Raw genomic sequence first — 12782 nt, forward strand, 5'->3', positions numbered from 1 at the left:
ACCGATTTCGCGCCGTTCCGAGGACGGACACCCCCCGGCGCGGCCCCGACCCACCACCGCACGCACCGCGCCACGCGCACCCCCACCGAACCCGCGCAGGCCGCCGCAGGCACTCGCGGCGGGTGCCGGATAGGGTCCCGGGATGATCGGATTCGTGCGGAGCGTTCGGCTGTGGTTCGTGCCTGCGGAGGTGCGGCGGGAGGGAACCACCCCCGACTACCGGTTCTCGCTGGCCAACGAGCGTACGTTCCTGGCCTGGCTGCGTACCGCCCTCGCCCTGATCGGCGGCGGGTTCGCGGTGGATCAGTTCCTGCCCGACCTGCGCTGGGGCTGGCGGGTCGGCCTCGCGCTCGCGCTGCTCGCCGCGGGCGTGTTGTGCTCGCTGCGGGCCGTGAACCACTGGGCGCGCTGCGAACGCGCCATGCGCCGGGGCGAGGACCTGCCCGTCTCCCGTTTCCCGGCGCTGCTCGGCCTGGTCGTGGCCGTGGTCGCCGTGGTGATGGTCGTCGTGGTCCTCGTCGGCTGGGAGGGCTGACCGTGAGCGGGGCCGACGCGACACCCCAGGACCGCGACCCCGGCCTCCAGCCCGAGCGCACCCGGCTCGCCTGGCGCCGCACCACCCTGTCCGGCACGGTCGTCGCCGTGCTCGCCGCGAAGACCGCGCTGCACGGCGGTGCGACGGCCGTCCCGGTGCTCGCCGCCTCCCTGTGCGGCGTCCTCTGGCTGGCCTTCCTCCAGATCGCCCACGGCCGCATCCGCACCCTCACCTCGGCCAACCGACCCAGGGCCCTCACCCCGCCGCACGCCGCCGCCGCGGCCCTGTGCACACTCGCCCTCGCCGCCTGCGGGGCGTTCCTCGTGCTCTGAGGGCACGAGGCCCACGGCCCGCCCCCGTAACACCGATCACGTTCCGCCCGCCCACTGGACGGCATACCGACCGGTCGGCATCATATGTCGGGTACTGTTCACCTGTCCCAGGGAGAGCCGATGAGCCCCGACCACCCGCCCGGACTCGATCTCGACCGCTTGCGCGTCCTGCTCGATCGCGAGCGGCCCGGCCTGGTGACCGGCCCGCTGTCCGGCCGGCTGATCGAGGGCGGACGGTCGAACCTCACCTACGCCGTCACCGACGGCACCGCCCGCTGGGTGGTGCGCCGCCCCCCGCTCGGCCACGTCCTGGCCACCGCCCACGACATGCGGCGCGAGCACCGCGTCATCCGCGCCCTGCACCCGACCGACGTGCCCGTGCCGCGCCCGGTGCTCCTGTGCGAGGACGAGGAGGTGCTGGGAGCGCCCTTCTACGTGATGGAGTTCGTGGACGGCACCCCGTACCGCACCGCCGAACAGCTCGCCCCCCTCGGCCCCGAGCGCACCCGCGCCGCCGTGCTGAACCTCGTCGACACCCTGGTCGGGCTGCACGCGGTGGACCCGGCCGAGGTGGGCCTCGCGGACTTCGGCCGCCCCGAGGGCTTCCTGGACCGCCAGCTGCGCCGCTGGGCCAAGCAGCTCGACGCCTCCCGCAACCGCGACCTGGCCGGGATCGACGAGCTGCACGCCACCCTCGGCCGGGAGCTGCCCCGCTCCCCCGCCCCCACGGTCGTACACGGCGACTACCGCCTCGACAACGTCCTGATCGGCGGCGAGGGCGACGAGATCCGAGCGATCCTCGACTGGGAGATGTCCACACTGGGCGACCCGCTGACCGACCTCGGCCTGCTGGTGATGTACAGCAGCCCGCTCGGCATGCCCGACTCCCCCGTCTCCACCACCGCCCAGGCCCCCGGCCACCCCGCCCCCGCCGAGCTGATCGAGCGGTACGCCGCCCGCTCGGGGCGCGACGTCTCCACGGTCGCCTGGTACACGGCGTTCGCCTGGTTCAAGCTCGCCGTGATCCTGGAGGGCATCCACTACCGCTACACGCTGGGCCAGACGGTCGGCCGCGGCTTCGACCGCATCGGCGACCTCGTCCCCGTCTTCATCGAGCACGGCCTGACCACCCTTCAGAAGGGCTGACCCGCATGGACTTCGCGTACGACGCACACACCGAGGAACTCCGCGCCAAGCTGCTCGCCTTCATGGACGAGTACGTCTACCCGGCCGAGCAGGTCGCCCACGAGCAGCGCGCCCGCCTCGCCTCCCCGTGGGACACCCCGCAGGTCGTGGAGGACCTCAAGGCCGAGGCCCGCCGCCAGGGCCTGTGGAACCTGTTCCTGCCCGACGCCGAGCACGGCGCCGGCCTCACCAACCTCCAGTACGCCCCGCTCGCCGAGATCACCGGCCGCAGCCCGCAGCTGGCGCCGACCGCGACGAACTGCGCGGCGCCGGACACCGGGAACATGGAGGTGCTGGCCCAGTTCGCCGACGAGGCGCAGCGGAAGCAGTGGCTGGAGCCCCTGCTCGCCGGGGAGATCCGGTCCGCGTTCGCGATGACGGAGCCGGACGTGGCCTCCTCGGACGCCACGAACATCACCACGCACATCGAGCGCGACGGCGACGAGTACGTCGTCACGGGCCGCAAGTGGTACATCTCCGGGGCGATGAACCCGGACTGCAAAATCTTCATCGTGATGGGCAAGACCGACCCCGACGGCGAGGACGTGCGCCGCCAGCAGTCGATGGTGCTGGTCCCGCGCGACACGCCCGGGGTGACGGTGAATCGCGCCATGCAGGTCTTCGGCTACGAGGACCACTACCACGGCGGCCACGCCGAGGTGGCCTTCGACCACGCGCGCGTGCCGGTGTCGAACCTGATCGGCGAGGAGGGCGGCGGCTTCGCCATCGCCCAGGCCCGGCTCGGTCCCGGCCGGATCCACCACTGCATGCGGCTGATCGGCATGGCCGAGCGGGCGATCGAGCTGATGTGCCGCCGCGCGGTGTCCCGCAACGCCTTCGGCAAGGCGCTGGCCCAGCAGGGCGTGGTCCACAACTGGATCGCGGACGCCCGGGTCACCGTGGAGCAGCTGCGGCTGCTGGTGCTGAAGACGGCCTGGCTGATGGACACGGTCGGCAACCGGGGCGCGCACACCGAGATCCAGGCCATCAAGATCGCCACGCCCCGCGCGGTGGTCGACATCATCGACCGGGCGATCCAGCTGCACGGCGCGGGCGGCGTGAGCCAGGACTTCCCGCTGGCCGAGCTGTACGCGGGGGCGCGGACGCTGATGATCGCCGACGGCCCCGACGAGGTGCACCAGCGCTCGCTGGCCCGCAGGGAGCTCAAGAAGTACCTGTGAGGCGACGCCTCAGGGGCGCAGGGCGCGCAGCAGCAGGTCGGCGAGATGGTCGGCGACCTCCTGCGGACTGAGCGGCCCGTCGGGGCGGTACCAGGTGGACAGGTGGTGGATGGACCCGAAGTGGTAGTCCACCACCAGGTCGGCCGGGGTCTCCTTGGTGAAGACGCCGGTCCGCTGCCCCTCCTCGATCAGCGCGCGGAAGCGCTCGTGGTAGCGCCGGCGCTCCGCGCGCACCTGTTTGTTCTTCTCCGGGCTGAGCTGGTGCATGGAGCGGAAGAAGATCGACGCGTCGTCGAGGTTCTCGATGGTGGTGACGACGACGTCGGCCGCGGCGTCGCGCACCCGCTTCTCGACCGGCTCGTCGGCGTCCGCGAAGGCGTCCAGGCGTTCCTGCTGGAGGCGCAGCACGCGCGCGTACACCTCGTGCAGGAGGTCGTCCTTGGAGCCGAAGTAGTGGTAGAGCGCCCCCTTGGTGACGCCCGCCGCCTCGACGATCTCCTGTACCGAGGTGCGGTCGTAGCCCTGCTCGGCGAAGAGCCGGGTGGCGGCGGCCAGGAGCCGCTGCGGCACCGGAGTGCCGTCCCCGTCCGTGGTCCTGGGCACTGCCGTCACCTGCCTTTCCGTTGCACTGTCCGTTCTGTGGGTTCAGTGCGTTCAGTGTCCGTCCTGATGCCTGTGGGAACGCGGTTCCCGACGGAGGATCTTCCCACTTGCCGTGCCCGGCGTGTCGGGCAGGGCGGCCCGGACCGGTGCGCGCACCCGGGAGGGCGTCACCGGGCCGTCGTCTCCTCCCACTGCCGCTGGAGCCGGTTCATGCCGTGCAGCCAGCGGTCGGGATCGGCCGCCCGGGCCTGGTAGTACCCGGCCACCTCGGGGTGCGGCAGGATCAGGAAGCGGTCCTCCTCGATGCCCTGGAACAGGGCGTCCGCGACGTCCGCCGGTTCGATCGCGGTGGGCCGCAGCACCAGGTCGCCCGCGCTGCCGGTGGCGGACAGCATGTCGGTGCGCACCCCTTGCGGACAGATGGCGTGCACCTTGATCCCGCGGTGGCGGTACGTCAGGGACAGCCACTCGGCGAAGGCGTACGCGCCGTGCTTGGTGACGCTGTAGGGGGCGGCGCCGATCATGGTGAGCAGCCCGGCGGCCGACACGGTGGAGACGAAGCGGCCGCTGCCGCGCTCGAGCCAGTCGGGGAGCAGCTCGTGGGCCGCCCGCACGTGGGCCATGACGTTGACGTCCCAGGCGAGCGCCCAGACGGCCTCCTCCGCGGCCTCCGAACCGCCGGAGCCGACGCCCGCGTTGGCGCAGTACACGTCGACCGTGCCGCCGAGTGCCTCACGGGCCTCGGTGACGATCGCCGAGGCGTCGCCGGGGACCGCTGTGCCGCCGATCTCGTCGGCGACGTCCTTCGCCCGGGCGGCGTCCAGGTCGTTGACGACGACCCTGGCCCCCTCGGCGGCGAAGCGGCGGGCCAGCGCGGCCCCGATGCCGCCTCCCGCCCCGGTGACGACGACTCCGGCGTCCTGCACGGCTTCCACCATCGGTCTCCTTCGACATGGCTCGGGCACGGCTCGCTCCCCGTTGCAGCGTCAGACTAACCAGTCGGTATGTCGTACGGAAGAGGCGAACCGCGGTCTACTCCATTCCCCGCGGCCCGGGGTGGGGGTTAGCGTGCGTGCGCATGACACCCGCCGCGATCACGGAGGTCACCGCATGACGCTGTCCAGACGAAACCTGCTCGCCACGACGGCCGCGGTGGCGGCCGGCACCACCGCCGCCGCGGCGGGCACGGCTCACGCGGCACCCGCGGGCCACGGGGGCGGCGGCGGGGGCCGCCGGCTGCGCACCGGCTTCGAGCGCCTCGCCGACGACGGCTACGCCCGGCTCGACGGGCAGAAGGTCGGCGTCGTCACCAACCCGACCGGCATCACCCGGGACGTGCGCCACATCGTCGACGTCATGCACGCCGACGACCGGGTGAACCTGACCGCCGTCTTCGGCCCCGAGCACGGCTTCCGCGGAACGGCGCAGGCGGGCGGCTCCGAGGGCCGCTACGACGACCCCGCCACCGGACTGCCGGTCTACGACACGTACCTGAAGAGCGGGCAGCCGCTCGCGGACGTGTTCACGGCGTCCGGCGTGGACACCGTCGTCTTCGACATCCAGGACGTGGGCGCGCGCTTCTACACCTACATCTGGACGCTGTTCGACTGCATGGAGGCGGCCGGGCTCGCGGGGAAGCGCTTCGTGGTCCTGGACCGGCCGAACCCGGTGACCGGGCGGGCGGCCCTCGGCCCGATCCTGCACAAGGAGTTCGCGACCTTCGTCGGCCGGCAGCCGATCGCGCAGGCGCACGGCATGACGGTCGCCGAGCTGGCGCTGCTCTTCAACGGCGAGTTCCTGCCGTCGCCGGTGCCGCTGGAGACGGTGTCGATGACGGGCTGGAGGCGCTCGGAGTTCTACGACGCCTGGGGGCTGCCCTGGGTGCCGCCGAGCCCGAACATGCCCACGCCGGAGTGCGCGCTGGTGTACTCGGGGACCTGCCTCTTCGAGGGCACGAACCTCTCCGAGGGGCGCGGCACCACCCGCCCGTTCGAGCTGCTGGGCGCCGAGGGCGTCGACGGGCGCTGGGCCGCCGCCGCGAACGAACTCGGCCTGCCGGGTGTGCGCTTCAGGGAGGCGTACTTCGCGCCCACCTTCTCCAAGTTCCAGGGGAAGACCGTCGGGGGCGTGCAGCTCCACGTGCACGACCGGGCCGCGTTCGACCCGGTGCGCACCGGAATCGCCCTCCTGGTGACGGCGAAGCGGTCCTGGGAGGGCTTCGCCTGGCGGTCGGACAACTGGATCGACAAGCTCACCGGCTCCACGCAGGTGCGCACGATGATCGACGCGGGCGCGGACACCGACGAGGTGGTGGACGGCTGGGAGAGGGAACTGGCGGCGTTCCGAAGGACACGCCGCCAGTACCTGCTCTACAGGTGACCCTCGGGCCGGCCGGTCACCGGTGGGAGGTGAACTCCACGACCTGCTGGTAGGTCGGCCGGTTCTGCCAGCTGATGCCGCCGTGCTTGATGCCGCCGAGGGTGCGGTGGATCACCGAGTCGGCGCACCACTGGTCCCCGGCGGAGCAGTTGTCGTCACCCGGGTAGACCTGGGCGGCCGTACGGCCCGCAGCCTCCTTGAGCGTCGAGACCAGGGTGCCCCGGCAGGCGGCGAGGTCGCCGTCGCCGCAGTACGGACGCGCCAGCGGACCCTTGACGGACTCACCGAGCACGCCACGGATGTCCTTGTCGACATAGCTCCACCAGCCGTACTGGAAGGCGCTGCCGGCGTGGGCGCCGGTCGGGCCGTGGGCGGCGGACGGGGACTCGTCGACGGGCAGGTTGCGGGTGAAGGCGGTGTACAGGTCGGTGCCGAGGCCCGGTTCGAACTCGGCCTTCACCAGCAGCGGCCACCAGGCGTCCAGGGTGCGGATCGCGTCGGCATGGGCGTACTTCTTGGCGCCCGCCGAGGTCTCCGTGCGCAGGCCGCCCGCGGACAGCCACGCCTTCAGCCCGTCCACGGCCGAATTCACCGCCGGGTCGGTCACCGGGGCGGACTCGACCACCTTCAGCAGGCCGGGCACGACGTCCTCGGCCCGCAGGTCGGCGAGAGCCGCCTCGGCCATCGCCCCGACCAGCGCGCTGCGGGTGACGCCGCCCTCGGCGACCAGCTTCTTCACCCGGTCGTCGAGGAGGTTGCCGCGGTGGACGGAGCCGTTGCCCCAGGAGGCGGCCGGGTAGTCCTTGGCCTGCTTGTTGTTCCAGGAGATGTAGTAGTCCTGGTCGACCGACTGCGGGTGGGCGGAGGCTCCGGTGTACCGGGCGGTGTTGTCGGCCGGGTCCCAGCCCTGCCACTCGTACGCCTGCCGGGCCCAGACCGGGAACTCGGCGTCGACGCCGTTCGCCCGTACCGGGTTGTCGCCGCTGTTGTAGTACGCGGTGTGCTCGGAGTCGGCGTAGAACCAGTTGAAGGTGTAGTTGATGTGCTGGACGGCGCCCTGGAAGCGCTCCGGGCTGTTGAGGTAGTCCGGGTCGTTCAGCATCTGGAAGCCGATGATGGAGTCGGCCTCGTGGAGGTAGGAGGAGCGCAGGGTGGTGTAGGCGACCTTCTTGCCGCCGACGGTGGCGCGGGACTCGACGGGGCCGTACTTGGTGCGCCAGACGCGCATCGTGTAGGAGCCTGCGGCGGTGGAGTCGGCGACGGTCGGCTTCCAGGCGTTGTGCCGCTCGACCTTCTCCATCGGCGTGCAGGTGCCGCGGTAGAGGTAGTGGTGGTCGTCCTGGCACAGCTCGACCGCGTAGGTGTCGATGATGTCCTGGCCGGAGGTGGTGGCGCTCCAGGCGTAGTCCTGGCCCCGGCCGAGTTCGACGTACATGCTCAGGCCCGCGAAGGAGGCGCCGCGGGCGCTGATGCCGGGGCCCTGGATCTCCTGGAGCATGAGCAGTTGCGGGGCGAAGTAGCCGGTCTGCGGTCCGAAGACGGCGACCGGGTGGCCGCTGGCCGTGTTCTCGCCGCTGACGACGAGGGCGTTGGACATGCCGCGCCGCGCCGAGGTCACGGCCGTGTCCGCCGCCTTCGTGGAGGCACCGGTCGCGCTCGCCGCACCCGCGCTGCCCGTGCGGTCGTACACCAGCGGTTCCGGCTCGACCGACCCGGCGTCGGGCAGGGCGCGGCCCTGCGGGTCGTCCGGGGTGGGCAGGTAGGGGAAGCTGCCGTCCTGCTGGGTGAGGACGGCCTCGGGGTCGTTGCGCTGGCGGAAGGACTCCCAGACCTCGGTGCCCTCGGCGACGCCGTACTTCTCCTGGGCGGCGAGGAGGGAGAGCGCGTTGTTGACCTCGCCGCCGCCTCCGGCGCCGAAGAGGGAGCCGATGACGGAGGCCAGCGCGATCAGGTCGGAGCGCTTGAAGTGCTCGATGGTGCCGGAGTTGGTGATGGCGTCCTTGTGGCCGGTCAGGACGTACTCGCCGGGGAAGTAGCGGCCCTTGTCGGAGGCGTCGATGTAGGCGTTGACGCCGGCGACGTAGGCGTCCACGTCGGCCAGGGCCAGCTCGCCGCGCTCACCGGCCTTGGCGGCGGCGCTCTCGATCTGCGCCTCCAGGTCGTCCTCGGTGTAGGGGGCGCTGCGCCAGAACTGCTGCTCCAGGCCCTGGTTGGCGGGGGCGCCGCCGGCGAAGGGGGTCAACTGGCCGCGTCCGACGTGCCGGAAGAGGTCCATGAGCCACAGCCGGTCCTGGGCCGCGGCGTAACCGGCGCCGAACTCGGTGCCGTACCGGGTGGTGCCGGTGATGTGCGGCACGCCGGTCCTCTTGTCGCGGACGATGGTCACGTCGCCGCGTCCGGCGGGGCGGACGGTGGAGGCGACCTGGCCGTCGGGGACGCCGAAGGAGGCGTCGTTGAAGAAGGTGTTGATCTTGTCGTTGGTGAGGCCCTGGTAGCCGGTGGCGAGGTTCGCGTAGGGGCCGAGCTGGTCCTCGGCGTGCGCGGGCTGGGAGCCGAAGGCCTGGTTGAGGAGGATCTGGGCCAGGGTGGCGTTGCCGTTCTGGCCGGGCGGCAGGATGTCGGAACACTGGCCGCCGCAGTGGTCGTTGGGGGCCACTGCGGCAGCCGTGACCTCAGGGGTCGCGTTCCCGGCGGCCATCGCCGGGGAAAGCGGTGACAAAAGTCCGGCAACGAGGGCGCATACGGATGCGGTCTTCAGGAACCCGTGGAAGCCGCGGGGAGTTCTCAGTCTGTCGAGGGCGTTGCGTGGGGTGCGCCGTGGCATGGCAGCTCCTCCCGACGGGGGTGTGGCGGGACGTTACCGCCGGTATCCCCGAGTGGGAAGGTGAACATGCGTCACTTTTTTGGAGCGGGTGGATCGGCTTATGGGGGGGCATCGGAAATCGGATGGAGCCGAATCGGTTGTCGATACGTCTATTCGGCGACGTCCGTACGACGACGCCGAAGTGACCCAAGTACAGGTGCAGGTGTGACGGAGGTGCAGGGCGATGGCCGGTTTCCGAAGTCTGGCGAGACAGGTCCGCGATCCACGGTGCGACCTGGCGCTGCGGCGCTATTCGCTGCGCAAGTGCCTTGAGCGTTTCGCCCCTTATGGACACAGGGCGACCTGGGACCATCTCTGCTCCCGGGCCGGGTTCGGTCCCGAGGACCGCTCCCCCGACCCAGCGCGGCTCGTGGCCGCACTGGAGGAGCTGGAGGAGGCGCGTTCGGTGTGGCTGGCCTACGAGGTCGCCTTCGCCGAGCGACGCAGGAAGGAGAAGCACGACGGGCTGCGCAGGCCGGGCAGCGTGGACGACTGGCACCGGCTGACCTGGGGCGGGTTCGGGGTGGCCTGGTGCGACGACCCCCGGGTCCATCCCGACGGACCGCTGGCGGAGGTGCTGCGCCGGCTGATCTCCGCGCTGGAGCGTGAGCCGGGCGCCGTGTGCCCGGTGTGCGACGGGGAGCGCCTCGTCTGGAAGTACGACCTGGACCACGAGCCCTCGACGGGCCCGGTCTGCACGGACTGCGGCATCCTCGTGCCACGGCCCGTCCTCACTGCCGACGCGCGCGCGGACGCCCGGCGGGGCCGGTTGCTGATGTCGGCGTAACCGGCCGCGGGGGTGTGCCGGGGATGTCGCACCCCCGGTGGCCGGTACGACGGTACGGCACCGGGTCCGCCGGGCGCCGTCAGTGGCGCCCGGCACCATGGGGGAATGGTGCAGCTGTGTGTGAACGGGGCGCGGGGGAGCGCCGACGGTGCCGTGGTGCCGGTGTCGCCGGAGGCGGTCGCCGACTCGGTGGCCGAAGCGGTCGCCGCCCAAGCCACCGACGTCCACGTCCACCCGAAGACACCGTGTGGGCGGGACACGCTGTCCCCGCGCGTGCTCGCGGCGACGCTGGAGGCGATCAGGGCGCGGGTCCCGGCGTCGGTGCCGGTCGGCGTCACGACGGGCGCCTGGGCCGAACCGGAGCCCGCGGCCCGGGTGGCGCGGATCCGGAGCTGGACGGTGCTGCCCGACCACGCCTCGGTCAACTGGCACGAGCCGGGCGCCGAGGAGGTCGCCGCCGCGCTGATCGAACGCGGGGTCGCGGTGGAGGCGGGCGTCTGGTCCGGCACGGACGGGGCGACCCTGTTCCGGCGCTCACCCCTCGGACCGAAGGTCCTGCGGGTGCTGGCGGAGGTGACGGACCGCGACCCGGCGGCCGCGCGGGAGTCCGCGCACACCCTGCTGGCCCGCCTCGGCACGGCCCACGGCCGCCCCGTCCTGCTGCACGGCGAGGAGGGCGGCGCCTGGCCCGTGCTGCGCCTGGCCGGCCGGCTGGGGCTGGCGACCCGGATCGGCCTGGAGGACACCCTGTGCCTGCCGGACGGCGCCCGCGCCGCCTCCAACGCCGAGCTGGTGACCGCGGGGACGCGGGAGTGGGCCGCGGCACGCCGGGGCGGCGAGGGCTGACGACCGCACCCGGGTCACCGCACGGTCAGTCACCGCAGCACGGCACTTGCGATCCCCGGACGCGGCTCGACCCGCAACCGCCCCCGGCGACGGCGCCGCAGCACGCCAGGGCGGCGACGGCTGACGACCGCACCCGGGTCACCGCGCGGTCAGTCACCGCAGCACGGCACTTGCGGTCCCCGGGCGCGGCTCGACCCGCAACCGCCCCGGCGACGGCGCCGCAGCACGCCGGGGCGGCGACGGCCGACGACCCGGCCCGGGTCACCGCACGGTCAGTCACCGCAGCACGGCACTTCCGGCTCGCGGACGCGGGTCGGCGCTCGGCCGCCCCTGGCGGTGGAGCCGCGGCGCTCCACGAGCAGGCGGGAGCCGGCGCTGCGTTCGCCGAAGGCGTCGTCGGGGTTGGACAGGACGCAGGTTTCCAGGGACAGGCAGCCGCAGCCGATGCAGTCGGTGAGGTGGTCGCGCAGCCGGTTGAGCTGTTTGATGCGCTCGTCCAGCTCGGAGCGCCAGGACTCGGAGAGCCGGGCCCAGTCGTCCTCGGTGGGCGTGCGCCCCTCCGGCAGCTCGGCGAGGGCCTCGCGGATCGTGGCCAGCGGTATGCCGACCCGCTGGGCCGCACGGACGAAGGCGACCCGGCGCAGCGCGTCACGGCTGAAGCGGCGCTGGTTGCCCGAGGTGCGGCGACTGCTGATCAGACCCTTGGACTCGTAGAAGTGCAGGGCGGAGACCGCGGCGCCGCTGCGGGCGGCGAGCTGGCCGACCGTGAGCTCTTGGATCTTCTCTGGAATCTGAGGCACCCCTCGAACCCTACCGACCCGATCGCCCTCGCGGACCGGTCCGGTCCGTTGACAGGGGCGTTACGGGCGACCATGCTAAGCAGTCGCTTAGAGTCGAGCCCACCGGGCGAGCGAGCAGAGAGGCCGGAACATGGCAGAGCCGAGGATCTTCACGTCCGCCGACGAGGTGAAGGCGGCGGTGGGCGAGCAGTTGGGGTACACCGACTGGCTGGAGGTCGACCAGAAGCGGATCGACCTGTTCGCCGAGGCGACCGGCGACCACCAGTGGATCCACGTGGATCCGGAGAAGGCCGCCGCCGGCCCGTTCGGCGGCACCATCGCGCACGGCTATCTGACCCTGTCGCTGCTTCCGCTCTTCGGGCCCCAGCTGATCCGGGTCGACGGCGTGAAGATGGGCGTCAACTACGGCACCAACAAGGTCCGCTTCCCCTCCCCCGTCCCGGTCGGCTCGCGGCTGCGCGCCACGGCGACGATCACGGGGGTCGAAGACGTCAAGGGCGGCATCCAGGTGAGCGTGGCCTTCACCGTGGAGCGCGAGGGCGGCGACAAGCCGGTGTGCGTCGCCGAGTCGGTATCGCGCTACTACCTCTGAGCCGGCCCGGACGGTTCGGCACCCACCATGCGCAGCACGAGGTCGGCGTAGAGCGCGCCGACCTCGTCGGGCGTGCGGGGGCCGTTCACGTTGAACCAGCGGGCCACGTCGATGCAGAGCGACAGCACGGCGAGGGTTGTGCCCTTGACGTCCGGCACGTCGAACTCGCCCGTCGCCACGCCGTCGTCGATGATGCCGCGCACCGCGGCGTCGCACTGCCGGCGAAGCGTGAGGATCTCCTCCCGGGCCTCGGGACCGAGGGCGTCCAGTTCGTACTGCACGACCCGCGCGGTCGTGCGCCGCCCGGCGTGCCAGCGGACGAAGGAGCTCACGGCGTCGGCGAGCCGTTCGGTCGCACCGCCCTCGCCCTGGGCCGCGGAGCGCAGGATGGCCACCGCCCGCGTGTGACCGATGCGGCTGATGCGGTGGAGCAGCTCTTCCTTGGTCTTGTAGTGGATGTAGAGCGCGGCCGGGCTCATGCCGGCCCGTCCGGCGATGTCGCGGGTCGTGGTCGCGTGGTACCCGCGTTCGGCGAACGCCTCCACGGCGGCGACCAGGAGCCGCCGGGCCGCGTCGGGCGTGACCTCTTCCCACGGCTCGATGTCGCCGCCCGTCGTCTCGGCCGCCGTACTCATCGCTTGTTCGCCCCTCTCGGTGACAGGAGCACCACCATACCGCC

General features: G+C 72.4%; 13 protein-coding genes. 8 read left to right on the forward strand and 5 right to left on the reverse strand.

Annotation, left to right across the window (positions count from 1 at the left end; translation table 11 throughout):
• Positions 1-142: 142 nt before the first annotated feature.
• The 4 genes from ACFYZ3_RS35490 (at position 143) to ACFYZ3_RS35505 (ending at position 3233) form a co-directional block, all read left to right on the forward strand.
• Positions 143-535: a YidH family protein gene (locus tag ACFYZ3_RS35490; protein WP_388526667.1), complete on the forward strand. Its 393-nt coding sequence runs from the start codon at positions 143-145 to the stop codon at positions 533-535.
• 2 nt (positions 536-537) lie between these two features.
• On the forward strand, positions 538-867 hold the full coding sequence (locus ACFYZ3_RS35495) for a DUF202 domain-containing protein (protein ID WP_388526670.1): 330 nt from the start codon (positions 538-540) through the stop codon (positions 865-867).
• Positions 868-987: 120 nt separating this feature from the next.
• Positions 988-2013, forward strand: coding sequence for a phosphotransferase family protein (locus ACFYZ3_RS35500; RefSeq protein ID WP_388526673.1), 1026 nt, complete (start codon positions 988-990; stop codon positions 2011-2013).
• A gap of 5 nt (positions 2014-2018) precedes the next feature.
• Positions 2019-3233: an acyl-CoA dehydrogenase gene (locus tag ACFYZ3_RS35505; RefSeq protein WP_388526675.1), complete on the forward strand. Its 1215-nt coding sequence runs from the start codon at positions 2019-2021 to the stop codon at positions 3231-3233.
• Positions 3234-3242: 9 nt separating this feature from the next.
• On the opposite strand, the gene ACFYZ3_RS35510 is transcribed toward ACFYZ3_RS35505, so the two are convergent.
• Both ACFYZ3_RS35510 and ACFYZ3_RS35515 read right to left on the reverse strand, forming a co-directional pair.
• Positions 3243-3836, reverse strand: a complete 594-nt coding sequence (locus tag ACFYZ3_RS35510; protein ID WP_102930292.1) for a TetR/AcrR family transcriptional regulator — start codon at positions 3834-3836, stop codon at positions 3243-3245.
• 167 nt (positions 3837-4003) lie between these two features.
• Positions 4004-4774 carry an SDR family oxidoreductase gene (locus ACFYZ3_RS35515; RefSeq protein WP_388526678.1) on the reverse strand — a complete coding sequence of 257 codons (771 nt, stop codon included), beginning with the start codon at positions 4772-4774 and terminating at the stop codon, positions 4004-4006.
• Positions 4775-4946: 172 nt separating this feature from the next.
• On the opposite strand from ACFYZ3_RS35515, the gene ACFYZ3_RS35520 reads away from it, so the two are divergent.
• Positions 4947-6215 carry an exo-beta-N-acetylmuramidase NamZ domain-containing protein gene (locus tag ACFYZ3_RS35520; RefSeq protein ID WP_388526681.1) on the forward strand — a complete coding sequence of 423 codons (1269 nt, stop codon included), beginning with the start codon at positions 4947-4949 and terminating at the stop codon, positions 6213-6215.
• Positions 6216-6231: 16 nt separating this feature from the next.
• Here the strand turns inward: ACFYZ3_RS35520 and ACFYZ3_RS35525 are convergent, their stop codons facing one another.
• Positions 6232-9039, reverse strand: a complete 2808-nt coding sequence (locus ACFYZ3_RS35525; RefSeq protein ID WP_388526684.1) for a penicillin acylase family protein — start codon at positions 9037-9039, stop codon at positions 6232-6234.
• A gap of 223 nt (positions 9040-9262) precedes the next feature.
• Here ACFYZ3_RS35525 and ACFYZ3_RS35530 point away from each other — a divergent pair, with 223 nt between their 5' ends.
• Complete coding sequence (locus ACFYZ3_RS35530; protein ID WP_388526687.1) at positions 9263-9865, forward strand: hypothetical protein; 603 nt, start codon at positions 9263-9265, stop codon at positions 9863-9865.
• 105 nt (positions 9866-9970) lie between these two features.
• The gene (locus ACFYZ3_RS35535; RefSeq protein WP_388526689.1) at positions 9971-10711 is read left to right on the forward strand and encodes a 3-keto-5-aminohexanoate cleavage protein; all 741 of its coding nucleotides are present in this window, start codon (positions 9971-9973) and stop codon (positions 10709-10711) included.
• 272 nt (positions 10712-10983) lie between these two features.
• Here ACFYZ3_RS35535 and soxR read toward each other — a convergent pair whose 3' ends face one another.
• Complete coding sequence (gene soxR, locus ACFYZ3_RS35540) at positions 10984-11511, reverse strand: redox-sensitive transcriptional activator SoxR (protein WP_388526693.1); 528 nt, start codon at positions 11509-11511, stop codon at positions 10984-10986.
• 130 nt (positions 11512-11641) lie between these two features.
• On the opposite strand from soxR, the gene ACFYZ3_RS35545 reads away from it, so the two are divergent.
• Positions 11642-12103 (forward strand): MaoC family dehydratase, encoded by a 462-nt coding sequence (locus ACFYZ3_RS35545; RefSeq protein WP_361016038.1) that lies wholly within the window; start codon positions 11642-11644, stop codon positions 12101-12103.
• Here the strand turns inward: ACFYZ3_RS35545 and ACFYZ3_RS35550 are convergent.
• Positions 12094-12738: a TetR/AcrR family transcriptional regulator gene (locus ACFYZ3_RS35550; RefSeq protein ID WP_388526696.1), complete on the reverse strand. Its 645-nt coding sequence runs from the start codon at positions 12736-12738 to the stop codon at positions 12094-12096. The genes ACFYZ3_RS35545 and ACFYZ3_RS35550 overlap by 10 nt on opposite strands.
• Positions 12739-12782 lie beyond the last annotated feature (44 nt).

It is taken from the genome of Streptomyces sp. NPDC001599 (genome assembly GCF_042893535.1).
Lineage (GTDB): Bacteria > Actinomycetota > Actinomycetes > Streptomycetales > Streptomycetaceae > Streptomyces.